The organism is Nocardioides sp. URHA0020 (assembly GCF_000620705.1).
GTDB lineage: Bacteria > Actinomycetota > Actinomycetes > Propionibacteriales > Nocardioidaceae > Nocardioides.
Window position 1 is genome coordinate 488,276 of sequence record NZ_KK211166.1, and the last position, 24,411, is coordinate 512,686.

The 24,411-nt window shown below is 71.3% G+C and carries 22 protein-coding genes; 12 read left to right on the top strand and 10 right to left on the bottom strand.

Annotation, left to right across the window (positions count from 1 at the left end; translation table 11 throughout):
- Positions 1 to 138: 138 nt before the first annotated feature.
- Positions 139 to 618 (top strand): DUF2975 domain-containing protein, encoded by a 480-nt coding sequence (locus N542_RS0106870; protein WP_028643295.1) that lies wholly within the window; start codon positions 139 to 141, stop codon positions 616 to 618.
- Positions 618 to 824 (top strand): helix-turn-helix domain-containing protein, encoded by a 207-nt coding sequence (locus N542_RS0106875; protein WP_028643296.1) that lies wholly within the window; start codon positions 618 to 620, stop codon positions 822 to 824. Before N542_RS0106870 ends, N542_RS0106875 begins: the two co-directional genes overlap by 1 nt.
- On the opposite strand, the gene N542_RS0106880 is transcribed toward N542_RS0106875, so the two are convergent.
- The 4 genes from N542_RS0106880 to N542_RS0106895 are packed head-to-tail and all read right to left on the bottom strand — an operon-like array spanning position 821 to position 4,563.
- Positions 821 to 1,318 (bottom strand): macro domain-containing protein, encoded by a 498-nt coding sequence (locus tag N542_RS0106880; RefSeq protein WP_028643297.1) that lies wholly within the window; start codon positions 1,316 to 1,318, stop codon positions 821 to 823. The genes N542_RS0106875 and N542_RS0106880 overlap by 4 nt on opposite strands.
- Positions 1,315 to 2,319 (bottom strand): DNA topoisomerase IB, encoded by a 1,005-nt coding sequence (locus N542_RS0106885; RefSeq protein WP_028643298.1) that lies wholly within the window; start codon positions 2,317 to 2,319, stop codon positions 1,315 to 1,317. The genes N542_RS0106880 and N542_RS0106885 overlap by 4 nt, the downstream gene beginning before the upstream one ends.
- Positions 2,303 to 3,307, bottom strand: coding sequence for a hypothetical protein (locus tag N542_RS23740; protein WP_051551464.1), 1,005 nt, complete (start codon positions 3,305 to 3,307; stop codon positions 2,303 to 2,305). The genes N542_RS0106885 and N542_RS23740 overlap by 17 nt, the downstream gene beginning before the upstream one ends.
- Complete coding sequence (locus N542_RS0106895; RefSeq protein WP_081795048.1) at positions 3,307 to 4,563, bottom strand: class I SAM-dependent methyltransferase; 1,257 nt, start codon at positions 4,561 to 4,563, stop codon at positions 3,307 to 3,309. The genes N542_RS23740 and N542_RS0106895 overlap by 1 nt, the downstream gene beginning before the upstream one ends.
- Before the next feature lie 251 nt (positions 4,564 to 4,814).
- Here N542_RS0106895 and N542_RS0106900 point away from each other — a divergent pair, with 251 nt between their 5' ends.
- Positions 4,815 to 5,144 carry a hypothetical protein gene (locus N542_RS0106900; protein ID WP_155992878.1) on the top strand — a complete coding sequence of 110 codons (330 nt, stop codon included), beginning with the start codon at positions 4,815 to 4,817 and terminating at the stop codon, positions 5,142 to 5,144.
- A gap of 132 nt (positions 5,145 to 5,276) precedes the next feature.
- Positions 5,277 to 6,017 (top strand): hypothetical protein, encoded by a 741-nt coding sequence (locus tag N542_RS0106905; protein ID WP_155992879.1) that lies wholly within the window; start codon positions 5,277 to 5,279, stop codon positions 6,015 to 6,017.
- Between the two features lie 27 nt (positions 6,018 to 6,044).
- Here N542_RS0106905 and N542_RS0106910 read toward each other — a convergent pair whose 3' ends face one another.
- Both N542_RS0106910 and N542_RS0106915 read right to left on the bottom strand, forming a co-directional pair.
- Complete coding sequence (locus N542_RS0106910; protein ID WP_028643302.1) at positions 6,045 to 6,569, bottom strand: SRPBCC domain-containing protein; 525 nt, start codon at positions 6,567 to 6,569, stop codon at positions 6,045 to 6,047.
- Complete coding sequence (locus N542_RS0106915) at positions 6,566 to 6,883, bottom strand: ArsR/SmtB family transcription factor (RefSeq protein WP_028643303.1); 318 nt, start codon at positions 6,881 to 6,883, stop codon at positions 6,566 to 6,568. Before N542_RS0106915 ends, N542_RS0106910 begins: the two co-directional genes overlap by 4 nt.
- 116 nt (positions 6,884 to 6,999) lie before the next feature.
- Here N542_RS0106915 and N542_RS0106920 point away from each other — a divergent pair, with 116 nt between their 5' ends.
- On the top strand, positions 7,000 to 8,496 hold the full coding sequence (locus N542_RS0106920) for an amidase (protein WP_028643304.1): 1,497 nt from the start codon (positions 7,000 to 7,002) through the stop codon (positions 8,494 to 8,496).
- A 114-nt stretch (positions 8,497 to 8,610) separates the two neighbouring features.
- Here the strand turns inward: N542_RS0106920 and N542_RS0106925 are convergent, their stop codons facing one another.
- From N542_RS0106925 to N542_RS0106940, 4 genes are all read right to left on the bottom strand, one after another.
- Positions 8,611 to 9,387 carry a sulfite exporter TauE/SafE family protein gene (locus N542_RS0106925; RefSeq protein ID WP_197025884.1) on the bottom strand — a complete coding sequence of 259 codons (777 nt, stop codon included), beginning with the start codon at positions 9,385 to 9,387 and terminating at the stop codon, positions 8,611 to 8,613.
- A gap of 81 nt (positions 9,388 to 9,468) precedes the next feature.
- A complete protein-coding gene (locus tag N542_RS26480; RefSeq protein ID WP_028643306.1) occupies positions 9,469 to 10,716 on the bottom strand; it encodes an HNH endonuclease signature motif containing protein in 1,248 nt (415 codons plus the stop codon).
- Positions 10,717 to 11,473: 757 nt separating this feature from the next.
- Positions 11,474 to 14,206, bottom strand: coding sequence for an FAD-binding and (Fe-S)-binding domain-containing protein (locus N542_RS0106935; RefSeq protein WP_028643307.1), 2,733 nt, complete (start codon positions 14,204 to 14,206; stop codon positions 11,474 to 11,476).
- Position 14,207: 1 nt separating this feature from the next.
- The gene (locus tag N542_RS0106940) at positions 14,208 to 15,467 is read right to left on the bottom strand and encodes a hydroxyacid-oxoacid transhydrogenase (RefSeq protein WP_028643308.1); all 1,260 of its coding nucleotides are present in this window, start codon (positions 15,465 to 15,467) and stop codon (positions 14,208 to 14,210) included.
- A gap of 58 nt (positions 15,468 to 15,525) precedes the next feature.
- Here N542_RS0106940 and N542_RS0106945 point away from each other — a divergent pair, with 58 nt between their 5' ends.
- The 7 genes from N542_RS0106945 to N542_RS0106975 all read left to right on the top strand — a co-directional run bounded on the left by N542_RS0106945 (position 15,526) and on the right by N542_RS0106975 (position 24,408).
- Positions 15,526 to 16,701: a glycoside hydrolase family 5 protein gene (locus N542_RS0106945; RefSeq protein ID WP_028643309.1), complete on the top strand. Its 1,176-nt coding sequence runs from the start codon at positions 15,526 to 15,528 to the stop codon at positions 16,699 to 16,701.
- Positions 16,702 to 16,874: 173 nt separating this feature from the next.
- Positions 16,875 to 17,087, top strand: a complete 213-nt coding sequence (locus tag N542_RS0106950; RefSeq protein WP_028643310.1) for a hypothetical protein — start codon at positions 16,875 to 16,877, stop codon at positions 17,085 to 17,087.
- Positions 17,084 to 19,219: a glycosyltransferase gene (locus N542_RS23750; RefSeq protein ID WP_051551465.1), complete on the top strand. Its 2,136-nt coding sequence runs from the start codon at positions 17,084 to 17,086 to the stop codon at positions 19,217 to 19,219. Before N542_RS0106950 ends, N542_RS23750 begins: the two co-directional genes overlap by 4 nt.
- Positions 19,216 to 20,925, top strand: a complete 1,710-nt coding sequence (locus tag N542_RS0106960) for a hypothetical protein (protein ID WP_028643311.1) — start codon at positions 19,216 to 19,218, stop codon at positions 20,923 to 20,925. Before N542_RS23750 ends, N542_RS0106960 begins: the two co-directional genes overlap by 4 nt.
- The gene (locus tag N542_RS26485) at positions 20,925 to 21,773 is read left to right on the top strand and encodes a hypothetical protein (protein WP_028643312.1); all 849 of its coding nucleotides are present in this window, start codon (positions 20,925 to 20,927) and stop codon (positions 21,771 to 21,773) included. Before N542_RS0106960 ends, N542_RS26485 begins: the two co-directional genes overlap by 1 nt.
- Complete coding sequence (locus tag N542_RS0106970; RefSeq protein WP_028643313.1) at positions 21,773 to 22,954, top strand: hypothetical protein; 1,182 nt, start codon at positions 21,773 to 21,775, stop codon at positions 22,952 to 22,954. The genes N542_RS26485 and N542_RS0106970 overlap by 1 nt, the downstream gene beginning before the upstream one ends.
- Complete coding sequence (locus tag N542_RS0106975) at positions 22,954 to 24,408, top strand: substrate-binding domain-containing protein (RefSeq protein WP_028643314.1); 1,455 nt, start codon at positions 22,954 to 22,956, stop codon at positions 24,406 to 24,408. The genes N542_RS0106970 and N542_RS0106975 overlap by 1 nt, the downstream gene beginning before the upstream one ends.
- Positions 24,409 to 24,411 lie beyond the last annotated feature (3 nt).

Here is a 24,411-nt window from a genome sequence, read left to right on the forward strand (position 1 = left end):
TTCATCTGTCTGCGCATCTCAGGGTCGTCTCTCGACCCTCTCACCCAGCAGACGAGCGGCGCGGGCCCCGATCGACACCAACGACCGAGAATCTTGAGATCTATTGCTTTTCGATCGATAGTCAGCGACTCTCGATACATGTTGCCCGAACAGCGAGCCGTCGTCCCCCTCAAGGCCTGCCTCGTCCTGCTCTTCGCGATCCTGCTGGTCTTCCAGTTCATGTCCCTGCCCGGCCAGTTCCGCCACCTGGCGCAGGAGTCGCCCGCGGACGCCCACCTGCGCTGGCCGCTGACGCTGCTCGCGGGCTTCCTGGTGCTGTGCGTGCAGGTGGTCGTCGTGGCGACCTGGCGGCTCCTCGGCCTGGTCGCGGCCGACCGGATCTTCACGCGGCGCTCCCTGGTCTGGGTCGACGTGATCGTCGCGGCCGTCGCCGCCGGGTGGCTCGTCCTGTGCGGCCTCTTCCTGTGGGTCGGCTTCCACGCCGACGACCCCGGCGTACCGCTGCTGCTCTTCCTGCTGCTGGTCGCCGGTGCCGTCGTGGGCCTGCTGATGGTCGTGATGCGGGCGCTGCTCCGGCAGGCCACCGTCCTGCGCGCCGACATGGACGTGGTCATCTGATGCCGATCGTGGTGCGCATCGACGTGGAGCTGGCCAAGCGCAAGATGAGCGTCGGAGAGTTCGCCGACCGGGTCGGGCTCACCCCCGCCAACGTCGCGGTCCTGAAGAACGGGCGGGCCAAGGCGGTCCGCTTCAGCACCCTCGAGGCCATCTGCCGGGTGCTGGAGTGCCAGCCCGGCGACCTGCTCGAGTGGGTCGCCGACTAGCGGAGCGCTGCCTCCAGCAGCCCGTACGTCGACGCGTCGTACGCCACCAGGCGCGCCTCGGTGACGGACGTAATGGTCGAGCCGAAGGCCTCCAGCGCGCAGGCGATCGCGTCGTCCTTGGGCCAGCCGTAGACGCCGGCGGAGATCAGCGGGAAGGCGACGGTCGAGGCGCCGAGCTCGTCGGCCACCGCCAGCGCGCGGGAGTAGCACGACAGCAGCAGACCGCGGTCGGTCTCGCCGGCACGGCGGTTGGGGCCCACCACGTGGATCACCCACCGCGCGGGCAGGTCCCCGGCCGTCGTCCAGCCCGCGTCACCGGTGGCCAGCCCGGACGGGAAGCGACGCACGCAGTCCTCGAGGATCGCCGGACCACCCACGCGGTGGATCGCACCGTCGACGCCGCCGCCTCCGCGCATCGCGCGGTTGGCGGCGTTGACGACGGCGTCCGTCGCCTGCGCGGTGATGTCGCCCTGCACGGCGGTGATCTCCATCAGCTCCCCCTGATCAGCTTCAGCGTGGCACGCTCGAGCGCGGCCTGCCTCTCGTCGGGGGTGTCGTAGGTCCGCCGCGTCGCGCGGCTGATCGTCCGACCCTGCTCGTAGGCCTCGATGACGCGCGGGTCGACGTACGACGAGCGCGCCAGCGTCGGGGTGTTGCCGAGGAAGGAGGAGACCTCCTTCATCGCCCCCGACACGGCCCGCTTCTGCGACGCCTTGGTCTGCCCCGGCTCCGAGGTCTCCGCCAGCGCGGCCGCCGCCAGCACCGTGGCGTGCCACGTGCGGAAGTCCTTGGCGGTCGCCTCGAGCCCGGTGGACGCGCGGACGTACTCGTTGACCAGGGCGGGCAGCACCGAGCGCCACGACCGCCCGTCCTTGTAGGACAGCAGCCGCAGGTCGGATCCCCGGCGGCGGCGCATGATGTCGACGGCGGCGATCACGACCGCGTCGTCGATCTCGATCTCGTGCTCGACCCCGGACTTGCCGACGAAGGCGAAGATCAGCCGGTCCTGGTGACGACGCACGTGGCGGCGCTCCAGGGTGGTCAGCCCGAACGAGCCGTTCTCGTCGGCGTACACATCGTTGCCGATCCGGAAGTAGCCCAGGTCGAGGAGGCGGACCGCGACCGCGCAGGCCCGCTCGAGCGGCATCCCCTCGCGGCCGAGGTCGGTGATGACGAGCTCGCGCGCCCTGGTCAGCGCCTTGCCGAACTCCAGCATCCGGTCGAACTTCTGCGCATCCCGGCGGGTGCGCCACTCGGGGTGGTAGAGGTACTGACGACGACCCGCGTCGTCGGTGCCGACTGCCTGCAGGTGCCCGTTGGCGTACGGCGTGACCCACACGTCGGTCCACGCCGGCGGGATGACCAGGTCGCGGACGCGTTGCGCGTCCTCGTCGGACAGCCGGCTGCCGTGCTCGTCCAGGTAGACGAAGCCACGGCCGGCCCGGCGCCGGGTCCACCCCGGCTGGTCCGGAGCGGTTCTACGAAGCCTGACCACGACGCATCAGTAGCCATCCGGCGCCTGCGACAAACACCAGGGCGCCGCCGGCCGCCCACGGCCACACCGGAGCGCCGCCGTCCGGCTCGGGCGCGGACCCGGTCGCCGCCGGCGCCGGCCCGGGCGTGGAGCCAGGGGTCGCCGTGGGCGTCGAGGTCGACGCGGAGGTCGGTCTCGGGCTCGGCCCCATCGCACTCGCGATCGCCGCCGGGAGCCGCATCCGCAGCACCTCGCTGTGCTCGCCCTCGCTGCTGAGGTAGAGCCGGTCGTCGCCGCCGACCGCGATCCCCTCGCCCTGCTGCTGCGGCGGGAGGTCGAACGTGCCGAGGCTCTCGTGGCCGGGGAAGGTGTAGACGGCGGCACTCGCGTAGCCGCGGACGACGTAGTGCCGGCCGTCGGGGAAGAACGAGCCGTCGGTGGCGAAGGCGAACCCCGCGCCGACCGCGCGGAGCCGGTTGGGACGGTCCGCGGAGAGGCGCTTCGGCGCGGCGTAGACGGTGCCACCGAAGACGTCCTTCGAGACCACGAGGAGCTGTCCCGTCCGCGGGTCGGCCAGCAGCGTCTCGGCGTCGTGCGCCCGGTCGGGGTAGACCAGCTCGTACGCCGTCGGCGTGACCTCGCGGTCGCCGGTCCCGTACGGCACCCGGAGCACGGTGATCGAGTCGCGACCGCGGCGGTTGTCGCCGGTGTCACCGACCCACACCTCCCCCGGCCCCGCCGGAGCGAGCGACTCGACGTCGGTCGGCTCGTCGGCCCACGACGTCACGCCGACGGTCCTCCCGGACCGGTCGACCACGAACACCCGTCCGCGGTCGCCGGAGTCGTTGACGGTCAGGAAGAGGTCGCCCGACACCACGAGCCCGCTCGACTCGATGATCGCCGGGTCCTGGAAGGAGAAGGCGACCTCCGCCAGCCGGTCGGCGGGTCCGGACACCGCGCCGACGAGCATCGACAGCACCGATGCCGCCCCGAGGACGCGGTCCAGCATCAGACGTCGAGCAGCTCGGCGAGCTTCGGGTTGATCCCCCAGGTGGCGACCATCTCGTCGTACTCCTTGCGCACCGAGCCGCCCTTGACCGGTCCACCGGTCCGGGTGGCGCGCAGCATGGTGTTGCGCGGGGTGTGCTGGCTCTCGACGAACTGCACGACGTCGACCCGGTAGCCCTGCAGGCGCATCAGGGAGGCGCGCAGCCCGTCGGTGAGGGTGTCGGCGAGGCGCTCGCGCAGGATGCCGTGGCGGGTGAGCATGGCGTACGGCGAGGGGGTCGGCGTTCTGCGCAGCTGGGCGGCGATGTCGTGGTGGCAGCAGGGCGCGGCGAGGACGAGCTGGGCGCCCCAGCCCACCGCCTGGGCCAGCGCCTCGTCGGTCGCGGTGTCGCACGCGTGCAGGGCGAGGACGACCTCCGGAGCCGGGTCGAGGGCGACGCCGCCGATGGTGCCGACGACGAAGTCCGCCTCGACGCCGAGCTCGGCGGCCACCGAGCTGTTGTGCTCGGCCGACTGCTCCTTGACGTCCACGCCGGTGAGCCGCACGGGCAGCTTGCGGACGCCGGTCAGGTAGCGCTCGGCGGCGAAGGTCAGGTAGGCGTTGCCGCACCCGAGGTCCACGATGCGCAGCGGGTCCTCCACGGTCGGCCGGCGCAGGTGCTTCTTCTCGATCGCCTCGGTGATCGAGCTGTCGAGCAGCCGCAGGAACTCCTCGACCTGGCGGTACTTCGCCTGCCGGCTCGGCTTGATCCGGCCCTCGTCGTCGGAGATGCCGAGCACCAGGAAGACCGGGTCGTTCTCGGGCAGCAGTCGCTGCTTGGGCTTGTCGTGGCGACGGTCGACCTCGCCGTCACCGGTGGTCGACCCGGTCGCGACCCGGTCCGTGGTGCGCACGGTGGCCTCGAGCTTCTTGGCCCGGAGCTGGTGGCTCTGGGTCGCGGTGTCGACGTGCCAGTCGGCGAACGGCTCGTCGAGCAGGGCGTCGACGGCGTCGCGGGCCGCGTCCCCGACCGCGTGGTTGTCGGTGAAGGCCTGGGTCTGGTCGTACGTCGTGATCTGCAGGTGAGTGCCGGCCTTGAGGTCGACGTACCGCATCTCGACGCGCCGCCAGGTGGGCTGCTCACCCTTCTGGCGACCCGACGCGACCGCCTTCACGAGCACCTTCGGGTCGAGGATGTAGGACCGGAGCCGGTTCAGCTCGCGCAGCAGCGGCTGGGTCGTGGGCTGGGTCGTCGGCTGGGTCGTCGGCTGGCTCATCGACGCACCGCCGCGATCACGACGATCAGCAACAACGCCACCAGTGCGATCGGGATGACGAGACGACGGTGCCGGGGATTCACCCTCCGAGTCTAGGTGGGCAGGGCCCATCGACCGCACCGCCGGTCGCCTGCTCTCCGACGCACCCCCGTGAGGCGAGACGACGACGAGGGACTCGTTCAGGTCGATGCGCGCCCACCGGGTTGTGCGACGATCCCGACGTCTACCTCCACGAGATGGAGTGCGTGGACATGCAGTACGCGCCGCTCTCTCGACAGCTCGCGCTGACCTTCGAGTGCGTCTCCTCGGACTTGATGCCCGAATCGGTTGTCATCTTGACGTTCGACGACGCCCAGATCTACCAGTGGGAGACGGACTTCGACGATCGGGCGGACAACGACGCTCGGCTGCGTGGGCAGGTCAGCGGCTTCGACGCGATGCACGGTCCTCCCGACTCGGGCAACCTCGCAGGCGTTTCGTTCCACCTCCACTTGGTCGACGTCAGCGTCAGCTTCTACGCGTCCACGGTGAGCTGTGACTACCGCACCGGTCGTTGGAAGTCCGTGGGTGAATCTTCGTAGTCAGCGTGCGCCTGCCGATGCGTGACCGGAGCCTGTCGTCGGCGTTCACCACCGCACGCGATGAAGACGCTCGTGGACCGCTTCGCGCTGAACGGCAGCCACGGGCCCGCGCGCGCCGATAGCGTTCGCCCCGTGACGCAGAGCATCTACGGGATCATCGAAGCTGCTCTCGCGCTGACACGACCTGAGCGCGCCATGCTCGTGGAGCGGCTGCAGGACAGCCTCGTAGCGACGGACGTCGCGGGCGGCACCATCGTCGCCCCTCAGGACCTCGTGGACTTCGGAGCCCGCTACGAGTTCCCGAGCACCACCCGCTCCCCGCGGGAGACCGTCACGCTGACCGCCATCGCCGGTCCGGTCCTGTCAATGAGGTGGGGCGCCATCACGATCACCGACCCGTGGCGCCCGCAGGCCGTGCCACAGACACCGGACGCCGCACTGGGCCCATCGGACCACCCCACGGTCCTGACGGCGATCGCACGCACCGACACGAAGACCGGCACCACCGACCTGCAGCCGGTTGCTGCAGCGATCGGCGCGGTGGCGGAGGTGACGGCGTGGCACCCGCTCCCGGCGGAGGGTCAGTTCCAGCTGGATTCCGACTCGTCGCTCGGAGCGTTCTACGAGATCTACGAAGCACCCGACCTCCAGCCGCTCTTCGAGGACGCCGAGTACATGCAGGGGATCTTCAACCGAGCACTCGAGGAGCTGATCGTTCCTCTCGAGGTCGGTGGACGAACGGCGGCCGCGGTGTTCCTCTGCCCCAAGGATCTGCACCCGGCCTGGATCGGGTACGACGCGAACGGCAGCGGCGTCGCCGTGCTCCTCGACTTCGGGATACTCGCACTCGCTCGCGGCAAGGGCGGTCAGTAGCTGCTCGACGCGGCGGATCAGGCCGACTCAGGCAATCTCCATCCGCTGGTAGGTCGGCGTGAGCTCCTCCCAACGGTCCTTCCACCCCTGGGCTCCGGCCTCGGAGCTCCAGCCGTCCGGATGGACCGGGCCGTCGATCTCCAGCGACCGACCGAGATCCTCGAGGTGGACCCGCCAGCCGGAGGCGTGGAAGGGCAGCTGCGTCCTCGGCAGGCCGCGATCCTCGATCACCAGACGGGTCTGGGAGCCGTCCTCGGTCAGCCACACCTCGATCTGCCCCTCGTCGTCCGTCCCCGGCTCCGTCGTCAGCAGCAGGTGGTGGGGCGCATCGCACACCTCGACCCGTGCCGGACCGGTCCAGGTGCTCGTGAAGACGCACTGGATCGTGCCGCCCACCCACAGGTCGCCGTCGACCCGGGCGATCCAGCGGGCCAGCCGCTCCGGCGTCGTGCACGCCTGCCAGAGGTCGTCGATGTCCGTGTCGTAGAGGTCCTCGACCCGCACCGCTCCGCGGGTCTCGTCGAGTGCTCGCATCGTCGCGATCGTGGTCATCTGCGTGCCTTCTTTCCTCGGGCGATCTCGGTGTGGAGGGCGCCGAGCCGGCCCTCCCAGAGCTGGCGGTAGGGGCCCAGCCACTCGTCGACCTCGACGAGCGCCTCCGGGCGGAGGGTGTAGATCCGGCGCTGCGCGTCCCGGCGTACGTCGACCAGCCCGGCCTCCCGCAGCACGCGGAGGTGCCGTGACACGCCCGGGCGAGCGATCGGAAGGGCCTCTGCCAGCTCCCCTGCGCTCGCCTCGTGGTCGCGGAGGATCCGGAGAACGGTGCGCCGGCTCTCGTCGGCCAGCGCGTGCAGCACAGCATCCATGGACCGAAGGTAACCGTGTGGTTACGTACCCGTCAAGGTACTCCACTTTCCCGAGGCACCATGCCGTCCGCGCCGTTCCTCGCTCCGGAGGGGAGGCGCGCTCCTACACTCGCTCCGTGCACCTCGACGACTACCTGACCGCTGACGCCACCGACCTGGCCGCCCTGGTGGCCGACAAGCAGGTCACCCCGGCCGAGCTGCTGGCCCTGGCGCGTCAGCGCGCCGACCAGGTCAACCCGAAGATCAACGCGATCGTCAGGACGTTGGACGACGTGGCGGATGCGCGGGCCGCCGAGCCGCTGACGGGTCCCTTCGCCGGCGTACCTTTCCTGGTCAAGGATCTCGCCCAGGAGTACGCCGGGTTCCCCACCACCAGCGGCTCGCACGCGCTGGTGGACGACGTGGCCGACGAGCACGCGCTCGTCACGCAGCGCTTCCTCGAGGCTGGGCTCGTCGTCTTCGGCAAGACCAACACCCCCGAGTTCGGCGCCAAGGGCATCACGGAGGACGACCTGCTGGGCCGCGCCCGGAACCCGTGGAACGTGGCCCACACCCCGGGCGGCTCGTCCGGCGGCTCGGGTGCCGCCGTCGCCGCGGGCATCGTCCCGGCGGCCGGCGCGAACGACGGCGGCGGGTCGGTCCGCATCCCCGCAGCCTGCAACGGCCTGGTCGGACTGAAGCTCAGCCGTGGCCTCACGCCCTACGGACCTCAGGGCAGCGAGTCGATGTTCGGGATGGTCACGCAGGGCGTGGTGTCCCGCAGCGTCCGCGACAGTGCTGCGCTGCTGGATGCGATCGTGGGAGCGCCTGCCCGCTACGCGGCGTACGTCACGGCGACTCCCGATCGCTTCCTTCCGGAGCTCGACCGTCCGCCCACGCGGCTGCGGATCGGCTACACGGTCTCCTCGGCCATCAACCCCAGCCCGGACCCGGAGGCGGTCGCGGCGGTCGAGGGTGCTGCCCGCCTGCTCACCGAGCTCGGGCACGAGGTCGAGCCCGTCGACGCGCCGCACGACGACGACGCCCTGGCCCGCGACTTCCTGAGCATCTGGTTCGCCCAGCTCCACGGTCAGATCAGCCTGATCAAGGAGCGCCTCGGCTCGCCCGACAGCGCCTTCGCCGCCGACTCGCTCGCGGTGGCCGAGATCGGGCGGGCGGCCGGCGTCGGGGCGCTCTTCGCCGCGCTGGAGAACGTCACCCGGCACATCCGCGCGCTCGACGACTTCCACCAGCGCTACGACCTGCTGCTCACCCCGACACTGGCGAAGCCGCCGCTGGAGGTGGGCTCCGTCGACACCCCGCCCCTGCTGCAGCGCGCCTCGCGGATCATCGCCAAGGTGCACGCCGGCAAGCTCCTCAACGCCACCGGCATCCTCGACCAGCTCATCACCGAGAACCTCGGGTGGGTGCCCTACACCCAGCTCGCCAATCTCACCGGCCGCCCGGCCATCTCCGTGCCCCTGCACTGGACCGCCACGGGCCTGCCCCTGGGCGTGCAGTTCGTCGGCCCCCTCGCCTCCGACGGTCTCCTGCTGCGGCTCGCCGCCCAGCTGGAGCAGGCGCAGCCCTGGTCCCACCGGTACGCCCACCTCGACCCGACGCTGACCGCCTAGCACCGCGGCCCGGGCGACCGAGGGTCGGTCCCTCCGCGTCGACGAGCCTCGACCCTCCAGCTCCTTGACACCGAGGCGAGCCAGGTCCCGACGTCCATAGAAGCGTGGCTGCGTTCAGGTCACGGCTTGAACGACGTACACCACGGCCAGTCCGAGAGCCAGGAGACCGAGAAGCGTGCGGAGCAAGGTCTCGGGCATCCGCGGCTGGAGGGAGGCGCCGAGGTAGCCCCCGCACAGTCCCCCGAGCCCGCACGCTACGCCGAGCGACCAGTCCGGGGCGATGGACCCGGTCACGTTGAGCTGGAGGACCGCGAAGGTGGCCACCCCGACGATCGACGTCACGAAGGTGCTCGCCAGCGCAGCCGGCGCAACCACCGTGACCGCCATGCCCGAACCGACCAGGATCGGTCCGAGGATGGAGCCCCCGCCGATGCCGTAGATGCCGCCGGCGACTCCCACGCCGAGCGCAGCCAGTGTGACCGACCTCGGACTGAGCGGTGCCTTCGCCGGACGGATCGGACCGCGCCGAGTGGAGCGCAGGATGAACAGTCCTGTAGGGGCGAGCACCGCTGCGGCAAGCAGCTTGAACACGGTCGGGTCGTCCGCCACGTAGACCCGCAGGACCGCACCGATGACCACCCCGGGCGCCGATCCGATCACCAGGCTGCGTGCGAGCGGCCCGCGCAGCTGACCACGCCGGGCGTACCGGAACAGCGCTCCCGGACCGGACAGGACGTTGTAGAGAAGATTGGTCGGGGTGACCTGTGGGTTGGGCACGTTGAACACCGACAGCTGGACCGGCAGCAGGAACACCGCACCGGAGACCCCGACCGGGCTCGTGATGGTGGCGATCACGAAGCCGGCAACGAACCCCAGAAGGTCCCGCTCCACCATCCACCTCCTCGTCCGCGACATCCTCTCAGGACGACCGACGGCGGGCGAGCGACCGGGACACACGAGGCAGGCGCAGACCTAGTTGCGGCGGTGGAAGCGGATCGTGCCGTCGGGTTGTCGTTGCGTGTCGTACGTCGGGTCGTGGGCTCGGGCGTGGTGGTGGGGGCAGAGGAGCCCGGCGTTGTCGAGATCGGAAGGACCTCCGTCGGTCCATCTGGTCCAGTGGTGGGCGTGGCACATCCAGGGTGGCCAGTCACAGCCCTCAGTGACGCAGCCTCCGTCGCGTATGGACAAGGCGGTGAGCTGGGCCTTGGTGAAGAACCTGCGTGCCCTGCCGACGTCGAGGATCTCGGAGTCGGCGCCGAGGACGACGGGGATGATCTTCGCGGTGCACGCCAACCGGCGGGCTGCGGCTGGGCTGATGCGTTCGCCGGTGTCGAGGATCCCGGCCTTGTGCAGCCGGCCGAGGAGGGTGTCGTGGTCGATGGTGACCACGATCGTCGCGTCCCGCCCTCCGACCTGGGGTAGGTCTTTCGCGCTGATGCGGTCGATGAGCTCGGCAAACGCTCTGCCCATCCGCTCGGGTCCGGGTCTGCGTTCGACGCCGGGCCCGTGGGTGGCGGCGAGGTGCTTGGGGGCGGCGAGCGCGAGGAGCATCTTCTTCAGCTCCGCTGCCTCCAGGGCGGGCAACGTGAAGCGGCCGTGCACCTTGCCGTGCCCGTCGTCGCTCATCGTGAACCGACACCCTTGCGCGGCCTTGGCCTCTTCCCTCTCGAGGAGGTCGGACTCGTGCTGGTCGGCGAGCTCGGGTGCGATGACCTCCAGGAGCCTCCGCCCCAGGATGGTCAGGCGCTTCGCGTCGTGCTCCTGCGCGGCGGTGACGAGGTGCTCCTCGGCCTTGATCAGCAGGTCCGAGTCAAGGCCGTCCGGGAGCGCCCTGATGGAGCGGATGATCACGTCCGCCTGCTCCAGGCGCAGGTCACCGTGCGCGAGCGCTGATCGGACCCGGTCGTAGATGGCGAGGTCGTAGCCGCGGCGCACGGTCCGGTATGCCGCCGACCTGGTCTCTCGGGTCTGGTGGGCGTACCAGTTCGACGTGCTCGTGGCGCCCACCTCCGTGCCCACCTGGACCTCATCGGCATGCGCGGCAACCCGGGCTTCGAGCTCAATCACTTGAGCCTTCAGGCGGCCCAGTTCCACCAGCGTGGAGGCGGCTTCGGGAACGCTCATCGACCACACCGACGCCTCCACCAGAGCGTCGGCGATCCCGCGCATCCGCGCGGTCGCCGATGCCACCTGGTGGTGGGGTGTGGTGGTCGTGGTCATGGTTCTAGCCAAGCACTGACCACCGACAGTCAGAGGCTCAGAACCCCTGTATTCACAGGGTTCTGGGTCACGAAGAGGTCACGATCAGCGGGGCTCATCCACACCTGGGGCGGCGGCCTGTGGAGGGACATCCATCAGCCGCGAACGACGTGTCTCTGGGTGGTGGTTTCGAGGCTCGGGCCTGGCGGCCCTCGCACCTCAACCACCGGGGACCCGGCAGCGGCAGCAACCACCGCTCGCCGTACCCGCGTATCCAGCCTGCCGGCGGCCGACCCGAGCGGAGCTGGATGCTGCGCACATCGCCCTGCCTTCGCTGCGGGGGTTTCGAGGCTCGGGCCTAGCGGCCCTCACACCTCAACCACCGGGTCGGCGCTGGCGCGCCTCGCACCTCAACCACCGGGAAGCCGGCAGCGGCCGCAAGCCCCTGCCCGCCGTACCCGCGTAGTCAGCCTGTCGACGAACGACCCCAGCCCACCCGCAGGCCGCGCTCATCGCCCTGCCTTCGCTGCGGGGGTTTCGAGGCTCGGGCCTAGCGGCCCTCACACCTCAACCACCGGGTCGGCGCTGGCGCGCCTCACACCTCAACCAGCGGGAAGCCGGCAGCGGCCGCAAGCCCCTGCCCGCCGTACCCGCGTAGTCAGCCTGTCGACGGCCGACTCCAGCCCACCCGCAGGCCGCGCTCATTGCACTGCCTTCGCTGCGGGGGTTTCGAGGCTCGGGCCTGGCGGCCCTCACACCTCAACCACCGTGACCGGCGCTAGCGTCCTGCCTCGGGGCGCGCGCGAGAGGCGAAGAGCTCGGCCAGGTGCATGGTCGGGACGTCGGCGAGGTCGTCGAGCTGCACCCGGCAGGACATGCCGTCGGCGAGCACCACGGCGTCCGGGTTGGCGCGCACGGCGGGCAGCAGGTGCGTCTCGGCGACGGCGACCGACACCTCGTAGTGCCCCTTCTCCATGCCGAAGTTGCCGGCCAGCCCGCAGCAGCCCGCGACCTGGGTGACGCTCGCACCCGCCTTCTCCAGGATCCGCTTGTCAGCGGCCCAGCCGAGGATCGAGGCGTGGTGGCAGTGCGGCTGAGCGACGATCTGCACGCCCGACAGGTCCGGGAGGGGCAGGTCGAGCCGCTCGACCAGCTCGGCGAAGGTCAGCACGTCGAGGTTCGCGCCGGTGAGCTCGGCGGCGTCGCTGCGCAGGGTGGCCAGGCACGACGGCTCCAGGCCGACGACCGGCACCCCGGACTCGACGTACGGCGTGAGCGTGCGCACCGTGCGCTCCATGATCGAGCGCGCCTGGTCGAGCTGGCCGGTCGTGATCCAGGTGAGGCCGCAGCAGGCGTCGTCGGCGATCACCCGCGCGGTCACCCCGACCGACTCCAGCCAGCGGATGGCAGCGTGCCCGTTGTCGGGGAAGAAGTGGTCGCTGAAGGAGTCCGCCCAGATCCACACGTCCGGCACGACGTCGGGCACGCCGGCCGAGCGTCGCAGCGTCGTGGACGCGAACGCCGGGATCGAGCGCCGCTGGTCGATGCCTGCGGTGGCCTTGGCCAGCCGGGCGACGGGGCCGAGCCTCAGCATGGCGTTGGCGAGCGGCGCGACGGGCGCGGTGAGCGCGGCCCACTTCGGCAGCCGGCCGAGCAGGTAGTGGCTGCGCGGGCGCCGCTGCCCGAGCACGTCGTGCTTCTGGTGCAGGGTCTCCGCCTTGTACGTCGCCATGTCGACGCCGGTCGGGCAGTCGGACGCACAGCCCTTGCAGGCCAGGCAGAGGTCGAGCGACTCAGCGACGGCCGGGTGGCCGAGGCCACCGACGAGCTCACCGTCGAGGGCCTCCTGCAGCACCCGCGACCGGCCCCGGGTGGAGTCCTTCTCGTTGCGGGTGGCGAGGTACGACGGGCACATCACGCCGTTCGTCTTCGGGGCCACGCAGCGGCCGACGCCGGTGCAGCGGTGCACGGCGTTGCCGAAGACCCCGTCGTCGTGCACGAGCTTGAGCCCGGCGTTGATGGAGTGTCGCGGGCGGGTCGGCCGGAGGTCGGCGTCGAACGGCGCCGGGTCGACGATGTTGCCGGGGTTGAGCAGGTTGGCGGGGTCGCAGATGGCCTTGACGGCACCGAAGAGCGCGACCGACTCCTCGTCGTACATCACCGACAGCAGCTCCGAGCGCGCGCGACCGTCGCCGTGCTCGCCCGAGAGCGAGCCGCCGTGCTCACGCAGCTTGTGGGCGCAGGCGGTGAGGAAGTCACGGAAGACGGCGCTGCCCTCGGCGAAGGGGAAGTCGATCCGCACGTGCACGCAGCCGTCGCCGAAGTGGCCGTACGGCACGCCGTCGAGGTCGTAGGCCCGCAGCAGGTCGTCGAAGTCACGCAGCCAGGCGCCCAGCCGGGCGGGCGGGACGGCGGCGTCCTCCCAGCCGGAGTACGCCGGGCGCGACAGGCTCAGCGCGGCCAGGCCGGCACCGTCCTCGCGGATCCGCCAGAGCGCGGCCGCCTCCGACCCCTCGGCGACCACCCGGTGCTCGAGTGCCTGCCCCTCGGCGACGACCCGCGGCACCAGGTCGGGGTCGATCACCTCGACGAAGAGCCAGCCGGCGCCGCGCGGCAGGTCCGGCACCGCGCCGCCGCGATCGCGCACCAGGTCGACGATCCGGGCGTCCAGGCCCTCGCAGGCGATCATCCGGCCGTCGGTCGCCGCGATCAGGGCCGGTACGGCGTCCGCGGCCTCGATCATCGAGGGGTAGCCGAGCACCACCAGGTGCCGCTCGGCGTCGTCGGCGACGAGCCGCACGGTCGCCTGGCGGACCACCGCCAGCGTGCCCTCGGACCCGGCGAGGAAGCGGTCGAGGTTGCGACCGTTCTCCGGCAGCAGGTGCTCCATCGAGTAGCCGCTGACCTGGCGCCCGAACTGCCCGAAGCCGGTGCGGATGTGCCCGAGGTGCTGGTCGACCAGGGCCGCCAGCTCGCCGGCCACGTCACCGACGCCCGGAGCCCACGCGACGTCGAGGTCGACCACGTTGTCGACCGTGCGCCCGTAGCCCAGAGCCCGGGAGCCACAGGCGTTGTTGCCGATCATCCCGCCGATCGTGCAGCGGGTGTGGGTCGACGGGTCGGGCCCGAAGCGCAGGCCGTACGGCGCCGCCGCGCGCTGCAGGTCGGCATGCACGACCCCCGGCTGCACGACCGCGGTGCGCGCCTCGGCGTCGATCGAGACGACCTTGTTGAGGTGCTTGAGGGTGTCGACGACGATGCCGGTGCCGACGGCGTTGCCGGCGATCGACGTGCCGGCTCCGCGCATCGTCACCGGCGCACCGGTCTCGCGGGAGACGTCGAGGACGGCCGACAGCTCGTCGGGGTGCCGCGGGCGGACGACCACCTGCGGCACGACGCGGTAGAGCGAGGCGTCCGTGGAGTAGAGCGCCCGGGTCAGCGTCGAGTCGTCGACGTCGCCGACGCCCCGGCGACGCAGCTCACCAACCAGGTCCGGGGGCGTCTGCGTCACGTCACCAGTGTTCCATCGACTCCCTGAACACCGCCGCCAGGTCCTCCTCCGTGGGACTCCTGGGCGCCGTGGCCAGCAACCGCTGCTGCTGCAGCGCCCCGGCCACGAGATCGGGTACGTCGGCCTCGCCGTACCCGATCTCCGCGAGCCCGCTCGGGAGCCCGATGTCGCGCATCAGCGTCGCGATGACGTCCGGGAGCGCGTCCGGACCGTCGCCGGCCGCCGGGTCGAGCAGCCGGGCGGCGTGCAGGTGCCGCTCGGGAGCGGCCTCGAAGGTGAACCGGAAGGCCTCGGGCGACGTCAGCGCGACCGCCATCCCGTGCGGCACCATCGGCTCGTCGTCGGGGTAGCCGGCCGGTCGGTAGCCGCGCACCCGGCCGGCGATCGGGTAGGCGTTGGCGTGCGGGATGTGCACCCCCGCGTTGCCGAACCCGAGACCCGCGAAGGTCGCCGCCAGCGCCATCTGCTCGCGCGCGGCGGTGTCGCCGCCGTCGCGCACGGCGGTCCGGAACGCGCCGGCCAGGAGGCTCAGCGCCTTCTCCGACCACAGGTCCGCGATCGGGTTCGCGCCGCAGTAGGGCACCCGCTGCTCGGCGGTCTTGGCGTCGAAGTCGGCGTACCAGCGTGCGGTGTAGCTCTCGAGGGCGTGGCAGAGGATGTCCATCCCGGCCGCGGCGGTCACGAGGGTGGGCTGGGTCATCGTCAGCGTGGGGTCGACGACCGCCAGGGTGGGGCGCAGGGCGGGGTGGCTGATCCCCGTCTTCACGTGCAGGGACAGCACGTCGAGCACGCAGATGGTGGTGCTCTCCGAGCCGGTCCCGGTGGTGGTCGGCACCGCGACCAGCGGGAGCAGCGGCTGCGTGGGCGCCTGTGCCCTCCCGACCGGCGCGTTGATGTAGTCCATCAGCTCGCCCGGGTTGGTGGTCAGCAGGTTGACGGCCTTGGCGGTGTCGATCGACGAGCCCCCACCGACCGCCAGGATCGCGTCGAAGGGGCCGGCGTCGCGGGCGAAGCCGATCGCCTGCTCGAGCGAGGCGTCGGTCGGCTCGACCCGCGCGCCGTCGTACGTCGTGACGCTGATGCCGTACGACGTCACCTGCTCCGCGATCCGGGCCGGGTGGCCGGTCGCGGCGACGCCGGGGTCGGTCACGAGCAGCACCCGGCGGGCGCCGAGGCGGCGCAGGTCGTGGCCGAGCTCCGCGGCCGCACCGGGGCCGAACTTGAGCCCGGGCGCGGCGTACGTGAAGACGGACTCACTCATTCGACCACCATAGTTGGGGGGCCGGGCCGTACCATCCACTCCTGGAAGAGGGGGCTTCATGCGGCACGCGCGTTGGATCGTGCCGGTGGCAGCGGTGGTCGTGCTGCTCACCGGCGGTGCGATCTATGCCGAGCGACGCGACCCCGCACCGGAGCCCGCCGCGGGCGTCGACACGGGCGCGGCCCAGCCGGTCGTCGAGGGCAACAGGCTCGTCGACGCGCGCAGCGGCAGCCGGTTCATCCCGCGCGGCGTCAACTGGAGCAGCTTCGAGTACGCCTGCGCCCAGGGCTGGGGGATGTCCTCCCTCGACACGGCCGGCGGCGGTGGTGCGCCTGACGCCGAGGCGGCCGCGATCGCGAAGTGGGGCGGCAACACCGTCCGCCTGCCGCTCAACCAGGACTGCTGGCTCGGGACCCGGGGCGCCCCGGTGAGCGACCAGTTCGAGGAGCGCACCGCGCTCGACTACCGAGCGAGCGTCCAGGAGTTCGTGACCGCGCTCAACCGGCAGGGCATGGTCGTGGTCCTCGACCTCCACAGCCGCAAGCGCATCGGTCAGCCCGAGTTCGGCAACACCGCGATGCCCGACTCCGAGTCGCTGTCCTTCTGGCGCTCGATCGCCGGCGAGTACCGGGACAACCCGTCGGTCATGTTCGACGCGTTCAACGAGCCGTACTCGCGCTACGACGCCGTCGACAACCTCGTCTTCGACCTGACCTGGGAGTGCTGGCGCGACGGCGGCTGCTCCGCGCCGGTCGAGGACGACCAGACCGCCACCGCCGGCCAGGTCACGTACCCCGTGCACGGCATGGCCGACGTCGTCGGCGAGATCCGCGACGCCGGCGCCGCCCAGCCGGTGCTGCTCGGCGGTCTCGACTACGCCAACGACCTGTCCCGGTGGCTCGAGTTCGCCCCCGAGGACGACCAGCTCGTCGCGTCCTTCCACAGCTACGACTTCAAGAAGTGCAGCACCGCGAAGTGCTGGGACGCGGTCCTCGCCCCGATCGCCGACCGGGTCCCGGTGCTCACCGGTGAGCTCGGTGCCGACGACCCCACCGGCGGCTACGTCACCCGCTACCTGACGTGGGCCGACAGCCACGACATCGGCTCGCTGTTCTGGGTCTGGGCCGACCACCCGACCGACCCGATGGCGCTCGTGCGCACCGGCCTGGGCACCCCCACGGCGTACGGCGTGCTGGCCCGTGACTACCTCAGCTCGGCGGCCGCCAGACCCTGAGGAGAAGGTCCGCCGACTTGTTACCCCATTGTGGATCGGACGTGGACGCCCCGACGATCGTGCGCCTCTAGCCTCGATCTCAGCTGGGGGGAACCTTCTCGGAATCCCGCCCGGGACCTACCCAGGGGGAGTTCTCCATGTCCGTGCACGCCGCTTCGGCGCGCCCACAGCGCATGTCAGTCGGGGCCGCGATGCTCCGCGTGGTCATCACGCTGATGCTGTTCTTCGTCGTCTTCATCCCGTTCCTCATCGCCCCGTTGATCGCCCTCGGCGTCGGCTTCCTCATCTACGTCGTCTGGCGCTCCCGCGGCAGCCGTCCCCGCCCGAGCAGCCCCGGCAGCCCTGCCGCCCCGGCCGCCTCCGGATTCGGAGCAGGTACCTCATGACGACCGTCACCACCGCCCCCCAGGTCCGCTCCCGCCTCGGCGAGGGGGTGGCCACCGAGATCGGCCGGTTGCTGCCCGAGGGCATCTGCCGCACCTTCCGGGTGCTGCCGTACGGCGTCGCGGACGGGGTCGTCCTCGTGGCGGCCGTCGACGCCGACGACCAGATCACCCGGCAGGTGGTCGAGGAGCGCATCGATCGTCGGGTCCAGCTGGTCCGCCACACCGGCAACGAGATCACCGAGGCCATCGACGAGCTCTGGCCGCCCACCGAGGGCCAGGTCGAGACCGCCGACGAGCGTCGCTCGCGCGTCCAGCTGGCACGGATGCTCACCAGCAGCGGCCTGGTCACCACCGAGCAGCTCCAGCTCGGGATGATCGAGTACTCGCGCACCGGTGACCCGCTCGGCGACATCCTCGTCGCCCACGAGGCGATCTCCGAGGACGTGCTGGTCGCCGCCCTGTCGGAGATGTACCAGATGCAGCGGGTCGGCCTGGCCGACTTCGTGCCCGACCTCGAGGTCGCCCGCCGGCTGCCCGAGCACCTCGCCCAGCGCCTGCAGGCCGTCCCGGTCGCGGCGACCCAGGACCTCGTGCTGCTCGCCACCGCCCGGCCGCTCGACCCCGACCAGGCCCTGGCCGTCGAGGAGGCCCTCGGCTCGCCGTTCCGCCAGCTCCTGGCCAACCGCACCGAGCTGGACCAGCTGATCCAGCGCGTGCACAGCGAGCAGTACGCCCAGATCTCGACGGTCTCCCTGATGGAGTCCCAGCCCGAGGCCTCGGCCCACGTCGTGTTCACCGGCAGCCAGAAGGCGCTGGCCGTCTGCGCCGGGATCGGCCTGCTCCTGTGCGGCATCGTGTGGCCGATGGGCACGCTGGTCGGTCTGGTCGCCGGCTGCTCGCTGATCTACCTGCTCGTCTCCTGCTACAAGCTCCAGCTGACCTTCCGGGCTCTCGGCACCCACCTCGAGACCGACGTCACCGACGAGGACGTGCTCGGCCTGGACGAGCGGACGCTGCCCGTCTACACGATCCTGGTGCCGCTCTACAAGGAGGCCGGCATCGTGCGCCGCCTGGTCCGCGGCATCAACGAGCTGGACTGGCCGCGCACCCGCCTCGACGTCAAGCTCCTCTGCGAGGAGGACGACGACGAGACCATCGCGATGATCAAGTCGCTGAACCTGCCGCCGCACTTCCACCTCGTCGTGGTGCCCGACAGCCAGCCCAAGACCAAGCCGAAGGCCTGCAACTACGGCCTGCAGCTGGCCACGGGCAGCTTCTGCGTCATCTTCGACGCCGAGGACCGGCCCGACCCCGACGAGCTCAAGAAGGCGTACCTCGCCTTCCAGCACGTCGCCCCCAACGTCGCCTGCATCCAGGCCAAGCTCAACCACTTCAACCAGGACCAGAACCTGCTCACCGCCTGGTTCGCCAACGAGTACTCCATGCACTTCGAGCTGGTGCTCCCGGCCATGGGCGCGGCGGGCTCGCCGATCCCGCTCGGCGGGACGTCCAACCACTTCGTGACCGACGTGCTCCGCGAGCTGGGCGCCTGGGACCCGTTCAACGTGACGGAGGACGCCGACCTCGGCATCCGCCTGCACCGCCGCGGCTACCGCACCGCCATGATCGACTCGACGACGCTCGAGGAGGCCAACTCCAGCGTCCCGAACTGGATCCGCCAGCGCAGCCGCTGGATCAAGGGCTACCTGCAGACCTGGCTCGTGCACATGCGCAACCCGGGTCGGCTGGCCGCCGAGACCGGCTTCCGTGGCTTCGTCAGCTTCAACCTGACGATGGGCAGCGCCCTGGTGCTGCTGCTCAACCCGATCTTCTGGGCGCTGTCGACCTTCTACATCGTCAGCCAGGCCGGCTTCATCCAGCAGATGTTCCCCGGCTTCGTCTTCTACGCCGCCAGCGCCCTGCTCTTCGTCGGCAACTTCACGTTCGTCTACCTCAACGTCGCGGGCAGCCTCCAGCGCGGTGAGTTCGGCATCACCCGGACCGCCCTGCTGTCTCCCCTCTACTGGGGCCTGATGAGCTGGGCCGCCTGGAAGGGCGCCATCCAGCTCTTCACGAACCCCTTCTACTGGGAGAAGACCGAGCACGGCCTCGACAACGGAGACGACTCATGACCGCGACTCCCGAGGCCCCGGTCGAGGCTCCCGTCCTCGACGCCGCCGCCGTCCACATCCGCGCGTCGCAGGAGCGCAAGGCGACGCTGGTCCAGTCCATCCACCAGCGCACCTCCGACATCACCCGTCGTCCGTGGGAGAGCCTGGCGGTCTTCGTCGGGTTCACCGGGTTCTACATCTGGTTCGGCTACTGGCTCGTCGTCAAGATGCACGTCGTCGGGTTCGAGACCCTCGACCGGCTGGACCGCGCGCTGATGATCTGGCACAACGACCCGGCCAAGCTCTCGGCCCTCGGCTTCGACTACCCGCCGCTGGCGACCCTGCTGATCTCGCCGCTGGCGATCTTCCCCGGGGTCACCTCGTCCCTGGTCGCGGTGCCGCTCGCCTCCGCTGTCTTCGCCGGCATCGTCATGGTCGCCCTGAACACCATGATGCGGCGCGCGCAGCTGCTCGCCCCGCTGCGCGTGGCGGTCCTCGTAGCGCTGGGCCTCAACCCGCTCTTCCTCCTGTACGCCGCCGACGGCGCCCGTCAGTTCGTCTGGCTCGCCTTCGTGGTCGTCGCGATGGGCGGCATCGTCGCCTGGTACATCACGGCCGACGTCCGCTACGTCATGCTCTCGGGCCTGGCCTTCTCGGTCGCCGCGCTCGCCGGCTACTCCAGCCTGCTGTGGTTCGTGCTGACCGCGCTGATGATCGGCGCGATCCTGGCCAAGCTCGGCGCCGACGGGGTCGAGGTCGAGGGCACGACGATCGGCTTCGCCGTGCCCACGGCGTACGTCATCGCGCTCTGGACCGTCTTCAACCTGATCCTGCTGGCCAAGCCGCTCTACTGGATCACCTCCGCCAGCGACGCCGGCGGCATCGACCCGGGCAGCTTCACCGGCGTGGAGCTCGTCCAGGCCACCGGCTCCCTGGTGCTGTACGGCGCCCCGATCGCGATCGTCGTGCTGCCCGCGCTGATCTTCGTGGGCGTCGCCCGCAGCAACCCGTTGGCGCTCTGGCTCGGCATCCTGCTCGGTGCGGCCGTCGTCTCGCCGGCGCTGTCCGCGGCGCTGCACCTGACCGACTCCCCGATGCAGCTGCGCAACGCGCTCCCGATCCTGGTCTTCTCCGTGATCGGCGGCATCTGGATCGCCCGGTCCGCGGAGACCAACAACGCGATCGTCAGCGCGGTCCTGATCGTGCTGATGCTGGTCTCCATCCCGTGGACCTTCCAGGCGATGAAGAGCTACCGCTACCAGAACCTCGAGTCCAACTTCGCCGCCGCCCTCTCGACGCGCGACTCCCAGGAGGGCGCGAAGACCCTGAGCGGCGCGACCGTCGGCACCGTCGACGAGCAGGCCACGGCGGACTACATCACGGCCAACATCGCCGACAAGAACTCGATCCTCACCGACAACTCGCAGACGTACGCCGTCATCCTGCTGACCGGGAGGCCGGACCTCTTCGTCGACCGGGTCGACAAGAGCGACGGGCCCTGGAAGGACATCGCCGCGAGCCCGGCGGGCGTCGTCGACTACCTGCTGATCGCCACCGGCGACAACGACCTGTTGGGCCAGCAGTACCCCCACGCGGCTGACGGCTCGGACCCGTGCCTGATGGTCATCTACCGCACCGACCGGTACGTGCTGCTCGGCGTGCCGGCCGACTTCGACCCCGACGGTGGCACCTGCGCCGCGGCCAGCACCGACGGAGCAGCCCAGTGATGGACCAGCAGACCCACCCGATCCAGCCCCCGCCGTCGGTCGACGACCTGCTCGCGCTCGGCACCGAGTCGCGCGTCGGCCAGGTCGACTTCGCCACCCGGCTGCGGCTCGTCGACCCCGAGCCGCCCGCCGCGCCGGCCATCGCCCCGGACCTGGCCCCGCAGCCCGTCGTCGCGGACCTGGCCGCGGACATCGGCGAGCCCGCCGACGAGTCGTTCATCGACGCCGTCCTGGAGCCCGCCTCGGAGCGTGTCACCCAGCCCGTCGGGGAGCGCGTGGTCGAGCCGGAGCCGGAGGTGGCCCGGTCCGCCGGACCGGTCATCCTGCCGATCGCCCAGCTCTCCGACCTGACCCGGACGGTCGACCTCACCGTCGACGCCGTCGTCGTCTCCGTCGTCGCCCCCAGGACGACGCCCGTCCCGGCGTATGCACCGGCGTACGCACCGGCACCCGCGCCGGTCCAGCGCGTCGAGGCCTACCGCGCCCCCGAGGACACCAGCTATCTCCGCGGCAGCGTCCAGGAGGTCGCGGACGCCGCGATGGAGCGCCTGCGCGACGCGGAGGAGGCCACCCTGCACCACCTGGTGGCCCTCGAGACCGAGGCCGCTCGCCGCGCCGAGCTGCTGACCGCCCAGGCCGAGCTCGACGCCGAGCTGATCCGGATCACCGCTCGCCGCGAGGCGCACGCGATCATCAGCGCCGCCCGCACCGAGGCCGGCCTCACCAGCCAGCCCAGCCGGGAGGGTCGCCAGCTCGCCGAGATCAGCGACGCCGTGTCGCTCTTCGCCGAGTCCATCGAGTCGAGCCTGGCCCCGCTGCGCTCCCGATCCAGCCACGGAGACCAGTGATGTCCGCCCGATCCTTCCGCGGCACCCGAGCCGCCCTCGTGCTCGCCACGATCGGCGCACTCACGCTCGCCGGCTGTGGCGGCGGCGACGACCCGACCACGAGCACCCGCTCGGACCTCGAGGTCGTCGTCAACCCGTCCAACGCCTCCCAGGGCGTCTCGGTGCCCGAGCGACGCTTCTTCGCCGCCGACTCCCCCTGGAACGTGCGCATCGACGGCTCCGACGTCGACCCCCGCTCGTCGCAGATGATCAGCCTCGCGCGGGAGCGGGTCGGGGTCGTGCAGCGCGCCGGCTCGTCCGAGCTGCTGACCCAGCGCCGGGTCGTCAACGAGGGCGTCTACATCAACACCGAGCGCTGGACCACCGCCGTGGTCGCCGGCGGCGAGCCCACCAAGCTCGTCTGCCGCCAGCTCGTGTGCGGCGACGGCGCCGACACCACGATCCTCAACATCCCCTCGGACGTCGACCCGGATCCCCGCTACGACGGGTGGTTCACGATCTTCGACATCAGCAAGCCGATCGCCTACGACCTGTGGCGCGCGCGGCGCGAGGACGACGGCACGATCTCCTACCAGTTCATGCGCAAGTGGGACCTCGACGGCTCCGGCTTCCAGGCTCCGCAGACGGTGAGCGCGCGTGGCTCGGGGCTGCCGCTCTTCGCCGGTCTGCTCCGCCCCAAGGAGCTCCAGGCGGGCCTGATCACCCACGCGCTCGCCATCAGCGTGCCCGGTCCGGCGCAGGGCGTCTTCGTGAAGCCGGCGTCGTCGACCGACGGCAACGGCCGGCTGAGCTCGCTGCCCGAGGGTGCCCGGATCCGGCTCAAGGCCAACGTCACGGTCCCCCTCCCGACCGACCCGAAGACCGGCAAGCCGATCAGGCTGACCGCCCAGCAGCGGCGGATGGCGGACGCGATCGTGGCCGCCCTGCGCACGTACGGCGGCATCGTGGTCGACCGCGCCGCCGTCCCCACGCTCTACGCCCAGCGCGACGTCACCTCCGACATGATCGCCGGCAACGAGCTGGCCGCGCTGCACCTCGACGACTTCGAGGTCGTCAAGCTCAGTCCGCGCATCCGACTGACCCCCGGGGTGACGGCCGCGCCGTCGGCAGCGGCGACGGCGTCGGCGTCGGCGTCGGCGTCCGCCTCCCCGTCCGCCTCGGCATCAACGAAGGACCAGTGATGGCTACCCGTCGCACGATCGGCCGCGTGACCCTCGGCGCCGTCGCGCTCGCCGGCATGCTGCTGCTCGCAGCCTGCTCGCAGGACGTGGACCCCGACGCGGGCGACCTCGTCGCCGATGCCCAGGCGCAGGACTACGCCGCGCAGGCCGCCGCGCAGCACCAGGTCAAGCAGGCGAACGACGCGCTGCCCGAGCGCCCCGTCGGCACGCTGGCCATCGACGGGACGACGACGTTCTCCCTGACCCCCGACGAGGTCGATCGCTACAACGCGACGGGCAGCGCCACGGAGATCACCCTGGGCAAGAACACCCAGGACCAGGCGTTCCAGGAGCTGTGCGCGGGCAAGATCGACCTGGTCGACTCCGAGCGTCGGATCACCCGCAGCGAGTGGGAGGCGTGCCAGGCCGTCGGGCTCGACGTCGTCCAGTTCCAGATCGCCTCCGACGGCATCGTCGTCGCCATCAAGTCGGAGTCCGACGTGGGCGGCGACTGCCTGAGCACCGACCAGGTCCAGGAGACGTGGCGCGCCGGCTCCCCGATCACCAACTGGAGCCAGCTCGGCCTCGACGACGTCCCGGTGGCGGTCGGCGGCCCGTCGCAGTCCAGCTTCCCGGTCGGCTTCGAGACCTTCGGCAAGACCGTGCTCGGCTCCCCGGCCCCCGGCCCGACCGACCTGCGCTCCGACTACTTCAGCTACGACCGGTTCGGGCAGGCCCGCACGTTCCTCAACGGCGGCGCCCGCAACGCCAGGATCGCCCAGACGTACGCCGACAGCGCCCGCCAGCTCGGGCTGCGCAAGTCCGAGCTGGTGTCCTCCCGCCAGGTCCGCATCGATGCCCACAACGAGCTCGACAAGGCCACGGCCGAGCGCGCCAAGGGCATCCGCGACAAGCGCAGCCCCGCCGCCCAGGCCAAGGACGAGGCACGGGTGGTCGCCGCCCGGGCAGCGGTCACGAAGGCCGACGAGGCCGCGCGCAAGGCCCGGGTGGGCTTCGACCGGGCCAAGGCGCGTGCGGCCAGGGCCGCGACCGCCCGTCGCACGGTCGAGCGCAGCACCGGGCACGTCGTCTACGCCCGCTTCAGCTCCTACGAGCTCTTCGAGGAGGAGCTGCGGCCCTTCGAGATCACCACCCCCGACGGCCACCGCAACTGCGTCTTCCCGAGCCAGACCACCATCGCGAGCGGTGACTACCCGCTGTCGACGCAGGTCCTGATCACGACGACCACCCGGTCGCTGAAGCGCAAGGAGGTCACCGGCTTCCTGAAGGACTACCTCGAGTCGGCCCAGGAGGCCGCCACCGCGGCCGCGATGATCGGCCTGACGGACCGGGCTGTCGCCGAGGAGCTCCAGTGGCTCGACGGCGTCCACCGGCCGGTCCTGGTGGTCCCGGCCGAGGACGAGCCCGCGACCGACCCGGAGGCGATCGACACGCCGGCCGCCCCCGCACGATGAAGC